We start from the raw sequence: 16096 nt of genomic DNA on the forward strand, positions 1-16096 counted from the left end.
CGGTGGGCTAGTCACCAGCCGAGACGGTAGTTAGTTGGTCGGGAACCCAAGATTAATCTGCGATTCATCGGGCAATGGCCACCGCGAGGTCACCACTTTGCGGCGAGTATAGAAATTGAAAGATTCTGGGCCGTACATGTGAGTATCGCCAAATAGCGAATTCTTCCAACCACCGAAGGAGAACGCACCGATAGGAACCGGAATGGGAACGTTAATACCCACCATGCCCACTTCAATAGCGAATTCAAATTCTCGGGCCGTGCGACCGTCACGGGTGAAAATGGCGGTGCCATTGGCGAACTTATTTGCATTGATCATCTCAACCGCCTCGTCGTAGCTATCAACTCTCACGATACACAACACCGGGCCGAAGATTTCCTCGTCGTAGCAGGGCATTCCAGGCCGCACATGGTCGATAACCGAAGGCCCTATGAAATAGCCTTCGCCCGGCAGATGACTAAAATCCCACTCGCGGCCATCAACAATAACCTCCGCGCCGTGTTGGGGTGCTTCAGCGACGAAAGTAGCTATTCGGTCAAGTGACTCTTTGGTAATCACTGGCCCCATTTCGGCAGCCGGGTCGTCATACCGCCCTACGGTGAGGTTCTTGGTGCGCTCGGTGATTTTTTCTACCAATTCATCCGCTATTGCGCCAACAGCGACAACCACCGAGATCGCCATACAGCGTTCGCCTGCAGAGCCATAGCCTGCAGAAACCGCCGCATCCGCCGCTGCATCAATATCCGCATCTGGCATGACCACCATGTGGTTTTTCGCACCGCCTAAAGCTTGGACTCGTTTTCCATGCGCCGAAGCTGTGGAGTAGATGGCGCTGGCAACCGGGGTGGAGCCAACAAAGCTGACTGCTTTTATTCGAGTAGAACTCAAGATATGATCGACGGCTTGTTTATCCCCATGCACAACATTGAGCACACCATCGGGAAGCCCCGCTTCTTTAAAAGCCTTGGCGATCCAGTTGGCGGCTGAGGGGTCTTTTTCACTGGGCTTTAAAATTACAGTATTTCCCGCAGCTATCGCGGTGGAGATCATCCACAGCGGAACCATCGCAGGGAAATTAAACGGGGTTATGCACGCAACCACACCGACCGGTTGCCGGGTTTGGTGCACATCAATTCCCGAAGCGGCTTGTTCAAGGTGCTCGCCTTTCATGTGGTGCACGACCCCGGCGCAGAATTCAACGTTTTCCAAACCGCGGGTGATTTCGCCAAGCGCATCAGAAAGAACTTTTCCGTGTTCCTCCGAAATTACCGCAGCCAGTTCGGCAGACCTGGACACGATAATTTCGCGCAGATTAAACATCACTTGGGCACGTTTCGCCATACCGGTGGCACGCCAACCAGGTAGCGCGGCTTCAGCTACATCAAGGGCATGTTCTAGAGTCTTTGAATCTGCAAACGCAACGCGGCGGATTTCCGCACCGGTTGCGGGATTGAAAACTGGGCCGGTACTAGGGGCGCTGTCGGAATGGCTTGTTAACTCGGTTCCGTTAATGAAATGTGGGACTATCATGCGAGGTGCTCCTCAAACTAGCGGATCGGGCGCAACGGATATGCCGTTGCGGTGAACATAATGTCAACCGGTTTGGTGCTCCGTCCTTTTTCATTGCCATTACGCCGCCTTAACTTCTGCACAATATCCGGCCGTTGCTGCCGTAGACATGCTTTATCGTCGGATAGTTTTAAGCGGCGGCTATGATCGAGTAAACGCGAAAACACCGGTTATATCTATGCTAAAAGTGGGCAATGGTGCTCGGATAGCCGCGAAATGTTTGCTCATTTGATATAAAAAGGACACATTGTACAGTCCTAATGAATGCTACGGTGAGGGCAGCGTCGTCAAGCGTCACCTAAAGGGAGAAAAATGCCGCAGTCACTAGTACCACCAAAAAATCAGCCTCCCTCACGCCGTGGAGCTCTCCTTAACGGATCTGATAACCTACAATCAACTGTCAATGACTGGGAATATGGCGCATTTTTAACGATTCGCGACGTGCTGGAAACTCCAACGCTTTCTGGTGCGCGTGTGGAAGCGCTGTGTGCCCCTCGGGACCTAGACCGCCCAGTGCGGTGGGTGCACATCGCAGATGCGGTGCGAACTGGTGAGCTGCTCGTTGGTGGCGAATTGCTGTTAACTACCGGGATAGCCTGGGGTGATACTGCAGATCAACGCACCGAAATGATCGCCACCTTCGCTGGGCACAATGCCGCAGCCCTTTTAATAGAGTTAGGTTCCCAGTGGCAAGAAGTCCCCACCGATGTTGTCACTGCCTGTCGTGCATACGACCTGCCGTTGATCGTGCTTTTCGACGAGGTAAAGTTCACTGAACTCACCGAAAACGTCCATACCCTGCTGCTGAACAATAAAATCACGCAGGTCACCGAAATTCATTTCGTCACCGAGTCTTTTAATTCTCTCATCATCAACGGCGCGCCCACGATGCAAATACTCGACCACGCCAGCAGACTATTGGGCTGCCCAGTGGTTTTAGAAGATCTATCCCACCAAGTAGTCGGATATTCCGAAGGGCACATGGTTCCAAGCGTGTTGTTGGCAAACTGGAGCGAACAATCCCGAAATTGGTCAACCACCATCGGCACCTACGGTAGCCTCATCCAATGCGTAACCGTGGGGGCGGGCGGGGAAACCGGAGCAAAGGCAGTAGTCAAAGCGCTAACCGAAGATGTAGTGTCACACGGATATGGGGCGAACCTGTGGACAATGATAGATATCCAAGCCCGAGGTACAGTCTGGGGCCGGTTATTCTACTTCGGCAGAAGCACCAGCGCCGCTGGTGGCGACCATATTCTCAGTCAAGCAGCAACCGCCCTAGCCATGGAACGGCTCGGCAGCACGAACCCCTATTCCTGGGTGGATCTGATTGAAAAAACCGCGATCGAACGGCTCGTACACAATCGCTATACCAGCGTTGATGGGGTAAAAGAGGTTCTATCCGCCTCCGGGTTCCGCATGAATAACCGGGAAATGATGGCGCTTAAAATTGAACACAGCGGCAGATATGTGGAACCAACCAGTTTCCGAAAGCATATTAAAAAAGCCTTCCCCAACTCCGATTTTCTTGCCACCACTGTAGAAACCGATCCGCGGGTCATTATCGCTGCACTATCTGTCCCCATAACCGAAAACACCCCACCACTATCTGCAACGATCGCAGGGCACTTGCGTCACATAGCCGAAACCATCATTGCTGGAACAGACACCAAAATCCGCATAACAACTGCCGCCGCTGGTACTGGCACATTGGAATTATCAGCGCTCATCCGCCAACTCTTTCAGCAAGAACAACAACCCATGCCGCGCGCAGCGATAACCGTCGTACCGCTGTCACGAACCCCGGTCGAATACTTGCTACTTCATTTACGTGACGATGTGCGCATCCAAGAATACGTAGCAACCACGCTGGAACCGCTTCTAGTGCACGATCACAAGAACTCCGGCGATCTTATTGACACCCTCCACGCAGTCATCGCCAACCCCACCTCCCGCACCGCCGCTGCCGAGCAACTGCACCTTTCCCGAACAGCACTGTACTCTCGAATAGCCACCATTGAGAGGTTGCTGGGGGTCGATCTAGCCGATGGCGATGCAGTCTTTGCCATATCCCTGGCGCTTCGCAGCTTGCCGCCACAGAGTAATTAACGGGCAAATGTGGCGCCACTTGCGATTTCGCCGTCCGCCATATTCATATACTGTGGCTAGGGTGTTGTGAAAAACGGTAACGGTAAGGCTTAAACGGTTTTAAGAAGCTTTTGCCTGCGCGGTGGTGCGCACCGAGGTATTTCCAGTTATTGCATCAACCAAAACGTCATGCCCTAAAAACTGAACACACCAATTTGGCTTCCACAACGGCCACCAGCACTCCACCACCTCCAAATCGAAAGCTGCCGCTAATTTCAACCGCCGCATGAGACTAGCGGTCACTGCGTGCCGTGCACTATCAATCGCCGTCGGGATATCTACGCGGAACTTCAATTGTGAACAATCAAGTGCACCGCTGGGGGTGCCGCAATCCGGACTAAGTGGCCACTGAGAAGTGATAATTGGAGTCCCGGAGCACCGGTCAACCGCGACATGCATGGTGGTGCCAGAAAGCCGTCGCGCCGGGCCGGAATTACTTCGAAGCTGGAAAGCCAACCCGAGAAGCGGAAAGTAGCTTTTCGACGCCCCCACCACATGCATAGGATCGGTGCGTGGCAGTGCTCGCTTTAGCGTTGTTACCGCAGTGTCAATCGCGACATCTTTGGTTATCAATGTCGCTAGACAGTGAGATCGTAGTGGTGGGGTGTACATCGAGACGTCCAAAATTATACAGGTGGGAATTGATGAGCCAGAGTCGGATCGGCATCCTTGTCTAACCTGTGGGTGGTTGGGGTCACTTTCGCAGCATCGTCTATGGCGGCAAGGATTTCGTTGGACACCGGGTGGCTAGTTTGGGTTGCCAGGGAACCGATGATCATCGATAGGGTAGAAGCGGTTAGACCCGTTAGTAGCGGGTCGAGACCAGTGCTTTCGCTCAGACCGGTTTGTTGCCAGAAAATGACGACCACGGTTCCCGCAATCATGGAAGCGATGGCGCCCACGGCGTTTGCCTTTTTCCACCACACAGCACATACATAAACCGGCACAAATGCACTACCGAGAATCGAAGTGGCGAAAACTACCAGTCCGAACACCGCAGGGGGCTGCCAGAATGCCAGCACTATTCCGCCCAATGACAGCAAAAGAACCGCACCCCTAGAAATCCACACCATTTGTCGCTCATTCATATCTTTAATGATGAATCGGCCGAAGATATCTTTGGCGGCAATGGTGGATGCTTGTAGGAGCAATGCATCAGCCGTGGACATGATGGCCGCCATGACAGCTGCCATGACTATGCCGACCGCGAAGGTGGGCAAGACTGTTTTAGCCACCTCAAAAATTGCTTGCTGTGGGTCGTCCAAGCTCGGCAAAATGAGTAGCGCGAAAATGCCAATAATATACGGGGCTGGGATAAACAGCAGGTTAAAGATAGTTGCATAAACACCAGCGGTGCGGGCGACCGACGGCTTTTTCATTGCCATGTGGCTAACCACCACATGCGGCCAACCCATGTATCCGATAGAGAACAGCAGGAGTGCCCCAATAATCACGCCCCACTGCCCTTGGAAGCTTAAATCAGCACCCCACATTGTCAGCAGATTTGGATTGATCTCACCAACCGCCTTATTGCCAGCGGTAAAGCCGCCGATGTACTGCAAAGTGGCGATAAAAATCCAGAGCATGCCGATAAGCATCACGATCGCTTGGATAAAGTCGGTATATGCAACGGCGAGGTAGCCGCCAAGGAAGGTGTACAGCACGATGACCCCCACGGCTATCAATAACGAAATTTTGAAGCCGAAACCGGTAACCGATGCCAGCCCCGAACCACCTGCCACAAATTGTGACAACACGTAAAGGAATAAACAACCTAATGCCACTGGCGCAGCGACAAGACGAACCCATTTGCTTTGATAACGATGCTCCAAGTACTCAATCGAGGTCAGCGACCCGAGCTTCTGCGAGAGCTTGCGCATTCGCCTACCTAAAACACTGAGGTTGATAATGCCGCCACCTATATCGCCTAGGGCGTACCACATGCTGTAGTACCCCTGGGTATAGGCCAAGGAACCTGCCCCTAAGAACATGTACCCGGACATGGAGGATGATTGCAGCCGGAGTGCGGTAACCGCCGGGCCGATGGAGCGATCGCCTAGGAGGTAACTCTCAGAATCATTGGAAGAACGCTTCATTGTCCATACACCGATGCCGGCCATGGCGATGAAATAAATGATGAGGAAGAACAATGCGATATTCATATTTGATCACTGCCCTTCGGTTTCGTCGGCCAAATGCCAATTTTTACTCAGGATCCAAAACACAAGTGTGTAGAGAACCCAAATGAGGCTCACACCTACTATGACAAAGAATGTGAAGTCGGGAAGTCCGAACATAACTGTTGTAAACCCCTTTCTGATATGGAGTTGTGTGATTAATGTCATGCGTTACATTCACTCAATCAGTCCAAAGTGGTTATGGAAAGTGAAAAATGTTCGTTTGGTCGGCAAAAATGTACACACTGTCCGGGTTGGCCCTATATTCCGATAAATGCATGCCATTGTTTTTTACACATGCGCGCCATTGTCTTATGTACTGGCACTATTTTTAATTCGCGGATGTCTTTATTTGTGTGCGCACGTTGGTGCTTATCGTCAGAAAAACAATGCCAAAATTTTCACATTCGAAAAGGGAGAGTGTCGCTGATTTGGTGTGATCGGGGGTTTGCTGATACTGTTTGTCGCGAAGTTTGAAAATATGGCGCTTAGCCGCCACATTTACTCAAGTTTCACCGAAGACCGTCGGTCAGCCACATGTGGCTCGAAGGTTTCCATCTAAATGGAACGGCCCACGCAGGAGTCACTTTAGAGTTCATCCTTACATATTGTGAGTGTTGTGCCCTGTGCTCTTGCACGGGGCTTTTGTTGTGAAAGCCTCGGCGGATTACACCTTATAACTGTTAATGAGGAAGGAGGCGAAGTAATGGCAAACCCCAAGAACAACGCATCTCTTGCAGACCTGAAACAGCGCTTTGCAGAAACTGACACATTCGTGCTCACCGAGTACCGTGGCTTGAGTGTTGCTCAGACCACCGAACTGCGTAAGTCCCTCGGTGCTGATGTCCAGTACTCCGTCGCCAAGAACACCCTGTTGAAGCTGGCTGCTAAAGAAGCTGGCATCGAAGGCCTCGACGAGCTGCTGGTCGGCCCAACCGCTGTCGCTTTCATCCAAGGCGAAGCTGTTGACGCTGCGAAGGCTATGAAGAAGTTCGCTTCTGAAAACAAGGCTTTCATCGTCAAGGGTGGCTACATGGACGGCAATGCCCTGAGCGCAGATCAGGTCAACGCCATCGCTGAGCTGGACAACCGCGAGACCACTCTTGCGAAGCTGGCAGGCGCCATGAAGGGCAACTTGGCAAAGGCCGCAGGCCTATTCAACGCTCCTGCTTCCCAGGTCGCACGCCTCGCCGCTGCGCTCCAAGAGAAGAAGGAAGCATAAAGGCCGCTACACTTGCAGCCTTTGGCAATAAAAACACCACTTTTCGGATCTAGGTTCGCTTAGGTCCACATACCGAAAGGAAAACCATCATGGCTAAGCTCACCAAGGACGAGCTAATCGAAGCTTTCAAGGAGATGACCCTCATCGAGCTTTCCGAGTTCGTTAAGGAATTCGAAGAGGTCTTCGAGGTTACCGCTGCTGCTCCAGTTGCTGCTGTTGCAGTTGCTGGTGGCGGTGCTGCTGCTCCAGCTGAGGAAGAGAAGGACGAGTTCGATGTCGTTATCGAAGACGCTGGCGCTAAGAAGATCGGCGTTATTAAGGCTGTCCGCGAGATCGTTTCCGGCCTGGGTCTGAAGGAAGCTAAGGAGCTCGTTGAGTCCGCTCCTAAGGCTGTTCTGGAAGGCGCTTCCAAGGACGACGCTGAGGCTGCTAAGGCTAAGCTGGAAGAAGCTGGCGCTAAGGTTACCCTCAAGTAAGACTTTCTTACGCGAAGTTTCCTGTCCCCACCGAAGTACATACGCACTTCGGTGGGGATTTTTGTGCTTAAATTCTGCTACAAATGCCGCTTTCATTGCATCATGGCCCGCAAGTTGCGCAATTTTTATGCGCGAACTCGCCAATTATTAGACATAGTCCCGGTACAGTGGTGGGGGATAGGGAGATGGAATTGAATGGAGGATAACTTCATATGGGGCGGCAATTACAGCCACGGCTAAACAAAAATTTCGTCGTTCTTGCCGGGATGATTGCGACACTATTTATTCTGCTACTACTAGCCGTTATTGGTGCAGGCGTTGTAGGTTCAACATTATTAGGGCGGGGCGGGGCAACGACAGCTAGTTCCTCCGCCTCGGCGTCAAGTACCAACGATAGCCAGGTCAGCGAGCTCAATGAGTCGAGCACGCAACCAACAAGTCAAGAACCCACTGCTACATCTTCTGCAGCCACCTCGGAACCGAAACCGTTGATAGATTTTCCGCCAGAAGACGCCCGCTATGTTGCTGATACGAGCGACGGGGAATTCGCTGTCTACTCCGGAAACGCCACGACCAGTGATGAATTTGTCATCAACGTCGGCTCTGCGCTCATCAAGGCCAACCCCGACCCGAAAGAGGAAACCACAAAACTCAGCGTCTATAGCCCAGTTACGCGACAAACATACATCATGACCTGCCAAAAAATGGGGGAGGAAGGCTACGACTGCCGAGGTGGCCGGGCTGCCATCGTGTTTGCGGTACGCAGCCAGTAACTGCTTGTCGACGCTTAGCCGTGCGTCGACAAGCAAAAAGATATCACGGTTGCAACGGCACCCGCACCCACGGTGAATCTGGAGAAACCAACAACCGGGTCAGACAATCGTTGTGTATTAGATGCTGCTCGGCATCGAACGGTTCGTCTGATAACCACATTGCCCGCCCCCACCAATAACTCAATGCCACCTGGTGCCATGTTGCAAAGGTACGCTGTAGCTCCCGCACCGCCCGGTGCGCATATTCCGCACCCAGCTCTGGAGCGATCAACCCAGCGCGCACACCATTGCCTGCAACAGCCTCCACCCGCAATAAATCCCAGGCTCGAAGCGTCGCAGGGATTTCCTTGGGCGCAATTTTTTGAAATTCCGGGTGAATAAAACGCTCGATCCATATCTGAAACGCCTTGGTCGCTTGATCTGGATCATAATGGTTGTAATACATCAAGCCACGCAAAAACATGGTGTATTCATCCACCATGCGGTGGAAATCCAACGGGTTGGCGGCATTTTTCTTTACGCTAAGCAAGCGTGCCGACGGTGCGATGATCGCATCATACATGGGGTAACCGTAGGCGGTGGAAAGCAAGTTCTCACAGGTAGTGCGCACCTGTTCTTCGTTTTCTACATTCCACATTTCTTTGAGGCCTTTTGCCAACTCGCCTCGAACCAGTCCTCCTTGTTTTTTAGCCGGAGCATCAACAGCAGGTCGAATCGGAAATACATCACGATACATGTAACCAAACGAACCAGCTCGTACCATATGCGGGTCCGGGTTCTTCGATGACCACTTAAAACTGGTGGATTTATTGGGAGAAAAAGGCAATACCGTGACAGTAGCGTGCATGCTTATTAACCATACACAGATCAAACACCAAGGTGGGCGAAGTTTTTAGAAAAAATGAATAAAGTGAAAAATATTCCACAATCCCCGCAAGCATCAATGCTGATAATGCTATCTTCTTAATCTATGGAACAACTCTTCTCCGATATGTCGGTGCAGATGGCTTATGAACGAGCTGGTGCGGATAAAACCACATACCCCGAAACTGCGCTTCATGTAGCGCGCGATATTGAATCCGTCCTGCAACCGGGAGAATTTGTATTGGAATTGGCGGATACCACCTCGCCCGGATTCCACTCTCTTGTGGGGATTACCAACCGGCGTATCCTGCTGGGTAGCGGCCCTGGGCAATTACAAGAAATCAATGTCGACATGATTACCGGTTGGGACATCATCGATGCTCCCGATCCGACGCTAGTGCTCAAGGTTTTCGATGCCGAGATTTCCATTTTCGGTCTGGGAACGCGGGGTTTTAGCCGTCTACACCATGCGCTTAGCTGGATTTCACTCTATCAACTAGAACCACCACAATCGTGGCGCCCAGAACGGACAATCTCGGATATTTTTGAAGATTGGCTAGCAATGCACCGTGAACTCCCACCGGATCCATCAGCTGAGGAAATGCATAATCAATTGTCCGGAATCTTGATTAACAAGAAGTGGTGGTAACCAGATGACCTACGACCCGCAATACTTCGGCCCTGATCGCAACCTACCACCTCGGGAACAATTATCTTCCTATAACCCAGTACCGGAAGACCACCGCGGACCCGACGATCTTCCAATGCCACCGGCGCGCTCGGGGCAACCGGCTATAGCTGGGGCACCAACGTCGCAAACGGGATCAGACCACATGGGTGCTGGGCAATGGCTGGGTGGGCAACAGCCCGGTGGACAGCAGCCTCCGGGGCAATTTGATGGACACCACGCTGGTGGGCAGCAATCACCACACCAATTCGCCAGTGCCGCGCCTGGTTCCGGGGCGGTGACGCCGACCGAACCCGTGATTAAGCTCAAGGCATGGCAGCAGGTATTGCTGGGCGTTGTGGTGATCTCCGTCGTCTCAGTGGTCGCGTATCTTATTGCAGGGCCGGATTCTGGATCCACAACAGCCAAGCCAAAAGCTTCCATCGAAGTGCCAACGGTGGCGGTGCCGTCGCTAAGCGTTGAAATTCCCACCATTCCAACATTCCCAAAACCCGTTAGCCCAGATCTAGATCCTCAATCACCGGTGGCTGACGGCAATATAATTCCGATTCCGGAAAAATGGGCAGGTAAAGTCCCGGCGTTTGTTGATAAAAGCATGCCAGTGTGCATGTTTACGGAGGAACTTAAATACTCGCTTGAAGTTTCTGTTAAAGACAAAATTGCATGTTCGGCTGTTCCAACCCAATACGGAATGGCAGTTTTCCACCTGGTGGAAGGAAAAGAAGCGGTGGCGGAAGTGCGCCAAGCAGCGGATAAGAAACCACAAGCGGACTTTGGAGTGACTATTAAACCAGATAAAAACATAAAAATCCTCGAAATGCCGCAGCTATATTATGTAGTAAACGAAATCAGTGAGGAAGAAATGATCGTGTATTCCTTCCTTAATCTTGGTGTTGAAATAGATATTCCGGGATTTTTAAGAAGCGAAGGTCTAGCCGAATAGTGCCCCTAACCACGTTGTTTTCGCTAGCAACGGTTACGGCGGACAAAGCGGTTAGAATTGGTTGTCATGCTGCCTAAGACCCGAATTGCATCCGCCATTATCATTGGCCTTGGCTTCGCTTTGATCGCGTGGGGCGTGGTTTTTCCCTACGTTGTGCCTGTCGACGCCCGGATGCCGCTCGCGCTTACTCAAACCACGGTGACCTTAGTTGATGATTCCGCAACCCAACGGATGCCTGGTGACGGCAGCACCTACACCGGTCCGATGACGAAGCAATACCATGCGGAGATACTGCCGCCAGTGGATTCGGATTTAGCGACCGCCCGGGTCGGGGTTTCGCTGCTACGCGGTGCGCCGGGTATTCAAGTTCCGGAAGAACAATCCGACTTAGACCGGTTGGTGGAAGCTTCGGTGTGGACGTATAGCTTTGCCCGCACCACGGGATTAAATACCTCACCACTGAAATTCGTTGATGTTCCGGCTACTCCGCCGCAAACTGTGGAGTTTTCCGGTTACTGGGTGAAATTCCCCAGCAATGCGGAACAAACCACCTACGAGGTATTTGATTCCACCCTACGGCGCACCACTCCTGCCGTTTTCCAAGAAGCGATTCAACGGGGTGGTCGCACCATTTACCGTTACCATCAGGAAATTGAACCCACAAACGTGGCACGAAACTACCGAAATTTTTTCACCACGATCCCGATTGAGATTCCAGCAGAATTCGTCGGCCCACATCAAGAAGAAATTCAACCGGGTGAAGAGCTGACTCCAGATGGCCTGCAACCGCCTGCCGATGGCGCAGAACCTCCTGCAACGGGAGGGGAGAATCTGCCCGAAGAAAATGCGGAACAACCGGGTGGCCCGGAAATGAAAACGGTGGCAGCTGATCTCTACCATTCCGGAACTCGTGATTTCTATGTGGATCAGATCAGTGGGATGGTCATTGATGTTGATGAGGATATCATCGACTATTATGGCGACGAACAGGGGGGAAAGCTTGCCGACGCGCATCTGTTCTCCGGTTCTGTTTCTGATGAGCAGGCTGCGGCGCTTTTAGCGCAAGCCTCACAAATATCGGACGGTAGTGTTGTTCGCACCATTAACTGGGTCGTGTTTGGCATCGGATGTTTATTAACCCTCATCGGATTGGCTGGGGCTTTCCGGATACGCAGACGACAACGCAAAGCCAATGAAATCCAGGAAATGATGGAATAGTTTTTAGGCAATTGAACTGTGAATTTTTCTACAATGGCGGTTGCGTGAGTTGCTAAATAGGAAGATGCTGCTATGGTGTTTGCCAAGCGGGTGGACGCCCAATTTTAACTTCATATGACCACACAGTTGGTGTGCATAATGCATCAGGTCAGCCAGGAATGTTGGGGCATTAACACACCGGTAGGTGAATGCGCAACACCGGCCTTTACATTCGCGTTAAAAGGCTATAAGATAGCTCTTTGCGCTGGAATCTATCCGCACCGCACAAACACGACCTTGCTCAGTGAGGGTAAAAACCCGGTTTGACAAGGTTTTTTAGTGCTATGTAGGTACGGGCGATTCCCTTGCAGACCGAAATGCTCATTTACCAGCGGTTTGGTGGTCAATATTGCGGGGCCACCATCCGCGCGAGGTGCTGGAAGGACCCATCTTGGCAGTCTCCCGCCAGACCAAGGCCGTTATCCCTGGGGCTCCCGAACGTAAGTCGTTCGCAAAGATTAATTCACCCATCGAGGTCCCAGGTCTACTTGATATTCAGCTGGAATCTTTCGCATGGCTGATTGGTTCGCCGGAATGGCGTGCTCGTCGGCAAGCGGAATTGGGTGAGGGCGTGCGTGTCACGTCCGGTCTCGAGGATATCCTCGAAGAACTAAGCCCAATTCAGGATTACTCCGGCAACATGTCTCTGTCATTGTCCGAGCCACGATTCGAGGATATGAAGAATTCCATCGATGAGTGCAAAGACAAGGACATCAACTACTCTGCGCCACTTTATGTGACCGCCGAGTTCATTAACAACGATACCCAGGAGATTAAATCCCAGACGGTATTCATTGGCGATTTCCCAATGATGACCGATAAAGGAACATTCATCGTTAACGGCACCGAGCGTGTCGTTGTCTCCCAGCTGGTTCGTTCGCCTGGCGTATATTTCGACCAGACGATTGATAAGTCCACCGAACGCCCCCTACATTCCGTGAAGGTCATCCCGTCGCGTGGTGCGTGGCTGGAATTCGATGTGGACAAGCGCGACACCGTCGGTGTCCGCATCGACCGCAAACGTCGTCAACCAGTAACTGTCCTGCTCAAGGCTTTAGGTTGGACCACTGAACAGATCGTCGAACGTTTCGGTTTCTCCGAAATCATGATGTCCACCCTCGAATCTGACGGTGTATCCAATACCGACGAAGCGCTGTTGGAAATTTATCGCAAGCAGCGGCCGGGCGAGCAGCCTACCCGTGACCTTGCGCAGTCCTTGCTGGATAACTCCTTCTTCAAGGCAAAGCGCTACGATCTGGCTAAGGTTGGGCGTTATAAGGTCAACCGCAAGTTGGGTCTAGGTGGCGATAACGAGGGTTTGATGACTCTCACCGAGGAGGACATCGCAACCACGATCGAGTACTTGGTGCGTCTGCATGCAGGTGAAACCTCCATGACTGCGCCTACCGGTGAGGTGATTCCGGTTGAAGTCGACGATATTGACCACTTTGGAAATCGTCGGTTGCGTACCGTTGGCGAATTGATCCAAAACCAGGTGCGGGTTGGTCTGTCCCGTATGGAGCGGGTGGTTCGGGAACGCATGACTATTCAGGATGCGGAGTCGATCACCCCAACCTCTCTGATTAACGTGCGCCCAGTTTCGGCCGCTATCCGTGAGTTCTTCGGAACTTCCCAGCTGTCGCAGTTCATGGACTTGAATAACTCGCTGTCCGGTTTGACCCACAAGCGCCGTCTATCCGCGCTGGGTCCGGGTGGTTTGTCCCGTGAACGTGCTGGCATTGAGGTTCGTGACGTTCACGCTTCGCACTATGGCCGCATGTGTCCGATTGAGACTCCCGAAGGTCCAAACATTGGTCTGATTGGTTCGCTTGCATCCTATGCACGCGTGAATTCCTTCGGCTTTATCGAAACCCCGTACCGCAAGGTCGTCGACGGTGTCGTCACCGACCAGGTGGATTACCTCACCGCAGATGAGGAAGACCGCTATGTGGTTGCTCAGGCGAACACCAAGTTCGACGAAAACGGCGTTATCACCGAAGATCGTGTGACGGTGCGTCTGAAGAAGGGTGACATCCAGGTTGTGTCTGGTAAAGACATCGACTACATGGACGTTTCGCCACGTCAGATGGTTTCTGTCGCCACCGCAATGATTCCGTTCCTTGAGCACGACGACGCTAACCGTGCTCTGATGGGTGCGAACATGCAGCGTCAGGCTGTGCCGCTGGTTCGCTCCGAAGCGCCACTGGTTGGTACTGGTATGGAGCTGCGCGCCGCTTACGATGCTGGTGACTTGATCATCAGCAAGAAGGCTGGTGCGGTGGAAACCGTCTGCGCTGATTACATCACCATCATGGGTGACGATGGCGTTCGGGACACCTATATGCTGCGTAAATTCGAGCGCACTAACCAAGGCACCTCCTACAACCAGAAGCCGCTGGTTGACATCGGGGACCGGGTGGAAGAAGGCCAGGTTATCGCCGATGGTCCCGGTACTCACAATGGTGAAATGGCGTTGGGCCGCAACTTGTTGGTTGCATTCATGCCATGGGAGGGCCACAACTACGAAGACGCGATCATCCTGAATCAGCGTCTAGTGGAACAGGACATTCTCACCTCTATCCACATCGAAGAGCATGAGATTGATGCTCGGGATACCAAGCTGGGTGCGGAAGAGATCACCCGCGAGATCCCGAATGTGTCGGAAGACGTGCTCAAGGACCTCGATGAGCGCGGTATCGTACGCATCGGTGCTGATGTTCGTGACGGCGACATTTTGGTCGGTAAGGTAACACCAAAGGGTGAAACCGAATTGACTCCAGAAGAGCGTCTGTTACGTGCAATCTTCGGTGAAAAGGCTCGTGAAGTTCGCGATACCTCCATGAAGGTGCCGCACGGTGAGACCGGTAAGGTGATCGGTGTTCGTCAGTTCTCCCGTGAGGACGATGACGATCTCGCCCCAGGTGTCAACGAAATGATCCGGGTTTACGTGGCCCAGAAGCGTAAGATTCAGGACGGCGATAAACTCGCTGGTCGCCACGGTAACAAGGGTGTCGTGGGTAAGATTCTTCCGCAGGAAGACATGCCGTTCCTACCAGATGGCACCCCAGTCGACATCATTTTGAATACCCACGGTGTGCCGCGTCGTATGAACATCGGTCAGGTGCTGGAAGTGCACCTCGGTTGGTTGGCTGCCGCAGGTTGGAAGATCGACACCGAAGACCCGGCAAATGCAGAACTGCTGAAGACGCTGCCGGAGGATCTATACGACGTACCTGCTGGTTCGCTTACCGCAACGCCAGTGTTCGACGGTGCTTCGAACGAGGAATTGGCTGGTTTGTTGGCTAATTCCCGGCCGAACCGCGACGGCGATGTCATGGTCAATGCCGACGGTAAAGCACAGCTTTTCGACGGACGTTCCGGCGAACCATTCCCGTACCCAGTATCGGTCGGCTACATGTACATTCTGAAGCTGCACCACCTGGTAGACGAGAAGATTCACGCCCGCTCCACCGGTCCATACTCCATGATTACTCAGCAGCCATTGGGCGGTAAGGCACAGTTTGGTGGCCAGCGCTTCGGCGAAATGGAAGTGTGGGCAATGCAGGCATACGGTGCCGCATACACCCTCCAGGAGCTTCTGACCATCAAGTCCGACGACGTGGTTGGTCGTGTGAAGGTTTACGAGGCGATCGTCAAGGGCGAGAACATCCCAGACCCAGGTATCCCTGAGTCGTTTAAGGTTCTGCTCAAGGAACTTCAGTCCCTGTGCCTCAACGTGGAGGTTCTCTCAGCGGACGGCACTCCGATGGAATTGTCCGGTTCCGATGACGATGAATTTGATCAGGCTGGTGCCTCCATGGGCATCAACTTAAGCCGCGACGAGCGTTCCGACGCCGACATCGCCTAACGTGCCAGGTCTGCTCGCTGCCGAATAGCTCAGCAGCGTGGTAGGCGGAAACGTACATCAGTAAAGAATTACTACGATCCCCCTTGAATATTTTGTGGGGGTGAAAGGGAG

At 52.6% G+C, this 16096-nt stretch carries 12 protein-coding genes; 8 read left to right on the forward strand and 4 right to left on the reverse strand.

Going from position 1 to position 16096, the window contains the following annotated elements; all coding sequences use genetic code 11:
• Positions 1–30: 30 nt before the first annotated feature.
• Positions 31–1530 (reverse strand): CoA-acylating methylmalonate-semialdehyde dehydrogenase, encoded by a 1500-nt coding sequence (locus CMUST_RS01880; protein WP_047261097.1) that lies wholly within the window; start codon positions 1528–1530, stop codon positions 31–33.
• 351 nt (positions 1531–1881) lie between these two features.
• On the opposite strand from CMUST_RS01880, the gene CMUST_RS01885 reads away from it, so the two are divergent.
• Positions 1882–3678, forward strand: a complete 1797-nt coding sequence (locus CMUST_RS01885) for a PucR family transcriptional regulator (protein ID WP_052844471.1) — start codon at positions 1882–1884, stop codon at positions 3676–3678.
• A gap of 99 nt (positions 3679–3777) precedes the next feature.
• Here the strand turns inward: CMUST_RS01885 and CMUST_RS01890 are convergent, their stop codons facing one another.
• Both CMUST_RS01890 and CMUST_RS01895 read right to left on the reverse strand, forming a co-directional pair.
• On the reverse strand, positions 3778–4290 hold the full coding sequence (locus CMUST_RS01890; protein WP_236690140.1) for a hypothetical protein: 513 nt from the start codon (positions 4288–4290) through the stop codon (positions 3778–3780).
• Between the two features lie 53 nt (positions 4291–4343).
• Positions 4344–5879 (reverse strand): sodium/proline symporter, encoded by a 1536-nt coding sequence (locus CMUST_RS01895; RefSeq protein ID WP_047261099.1) that lies wholly within the window; start codon positions 5877–5879, stop codon positions 4344–4346.
• Between the two features lie 721 nt (positions 5880–6600).
• On the opposite strand from CMUST_RS01895, the gene rplJ reads away from it, so the two are divergent.
• From rplJ to CMUST_RS01910, 3 genes are all read left to right on the forward strand, one after another.
• Positions 6601–7116 (forward strand): 50S ribosomal protein L10, encoded by a 516-nt coding sequence (gene rplJ, locus CMUST_RS01900; protein ID WP_047261100.1) that lies wholly within the window; start codon positions 6601–6603, stop codon positions 7114–7116.
• A gap of 89 nt (positions 7117–7205) precedes the next feature.
• Complete coding sequence (rplL, locus tag CMUST_RS01905; protein WP_047261101.1) at positions 7206–7592, forward strand: 50S ribosomal protein L7/L12; 387 nt, start codon at positions 7206–7208, stop codon at positions 7590–7592.
• A gap of 212 nt (positions 7593–7804) precedes the next feature.
• Positions 7805–8365, forward strand: a complete 561-nt coding sequence (locus tag CMUST_RS01910) for a hypothetical protein (protein ID WP_047261102.1) — start codon at positions 7805–7807, stop codon at positions 8363–8365.
• Between the two features lie 43 nt (positions 8366–8408).
• Here the strand turns inward: CMUST_RS01910 and CMUST_RS15710 are convergent, their stop codons facing one another.
• Entirely contained in the window at positions 8409–9212 is an 804-nt protein-coding gene (locus tag CMUST_RS15710) for a DUF1266 domain-containing protein (protein ID WP_052844472.1), read from the reverse strand.
• Positions 9213–9335: 123 nt separating this feature from the next.
• Between CMUST_RS15710 and CMUST_RS01920 the strand changes: the two genes are divergently transcribed.
• From CMUST_RS01920 to rpoB, 4 genes are all read left to right on the forward strand, one after another.
• Positions 9336–9878, forward strand: a complete 543-nt coding sequence (locus tag CMUST_RS01920) for a hypothetical protein (protein ID WP_144414097.1) — start codon at positions 9336–9338, stop codon at positions 9876–9878.
• Positions 9879–9882: 4 nt separating this feature from the next.
• Positions 9883–10860, forward strand: a complete 978-nt coding sequence (locus tag CMUST_RS01925; protein ID WP_047261104.1) for a hypothetical protein — start codon at positions 9883–9885, stop codon at positions 10858–10860.
• 66 nt (positions 10861–10926) lie between these two features.
• Positions 10927–12078: a DUF3068 domain-containing protein gene (locus CMUST_RS01930; protein WP_047261105.1), complete on the forward strand. Its 1152-nt coding sequence runs from the start codon at positions 10927–10929 to the stop codon at positions 12076–12078.
• 412 nt (positions 12079–12490) lie between these two features.
• Positions 12491–15985 carry a DNA-directed RNA polymerase subunit beta gene (gene rpoB, locus CMUST_RS01935; RefSeq protein ID WP_083987673.1) on the forward strand — a complete coding sequence of 1165 codons (3495 nt, stop codon included), beginning with the start codon at positions 12491–12493 and terminating at the stop codon, positions 15983–15985.
• Positions 15986–16096: the final 111 nt, after the last annotated feature.

This window comes from Corynebacterium mustelae (assembly GCF_001020985.1).
GTDB classification, from domain to species: Bacteria; Actinomycetota; Actinomycetes; order Mycobacteriales; family Mycobacteriaceae; genus Corynebacterium; species Corynebacterium mustelae.

Excerpts from the sequence above, each read along its gene's own strand:
- CMUST_RS01880 (WP_047261097.1), bottom strand. The coding sequence starts at position 1,530 with ATGATAGTCCCACATTTCATTAACGGAACCGAGTTAACAAGCCATTCC.
- CMUST_RS01885 (WP_052844471.1), top strand. The coding sequence starts at position 1,882 with ATGCCGCAGTCACTAGTACCACCAAAAAATCAGCCTCCCTCACGCCGT.
- CMUST_RS01895 (WP_047261099.1), bottom strand. The coding sequence starts at position 5,879 with ATGAATATCGCATTGTTCTTCCTCATCATTTATTTCATCGCCATGGCC.
- rplJ (WP_047261100.1), top strand. The coding sequence starts at position 6,601 with ATGGCAAACCCCAAGAACAACGCATCTCTTGCAGACCTGAAACAGCGC.
- rplL (WP_047261101.1), top strand. The coding sequence starts at position 7,206 with ATGGCTAAGCTCACCAAGGACGAGCTAATCGAAGCTTTCAAGGAGATG.
- CMUST_RS01910 (WP_047261102.1), top strand. The coding sequence starts at position 7,805 with ATGGGGCGGCAATTACAGCCACGGCTAAACAAAAATTTCGTCGTTCTT.
- CMUST_RS15710 (WP_052844472.1), bottom strand. The coding sequence starts at position 9,212 with ATGCACGCTACTGTCACGGTATTGCCTTTTTCTCCCAATAAATCCACC.
- CMUST_RS01920 (WP_144414097.1), top strand. The coding sequence starts at position 9,336 with ATGGAACAACTCTTCTCCGATATGTCGGTGCAGATGGCTTATGAACGA.
- CMUST_RS01925 (WP_047261104.1), top strand. The coding sequence starts at position 9,883 with ATGACCTACGACCCGCAATACTTCGGCCCTGATCGCAACCTACCACCT.
- CMUST_RS01930 (WP_047261105.1), top strand. The coding sequence starts at position 10,927 with ATGCTGCCTAAGACCCGAATTGCATCCGCCATTATCATTGGCCTTGGC.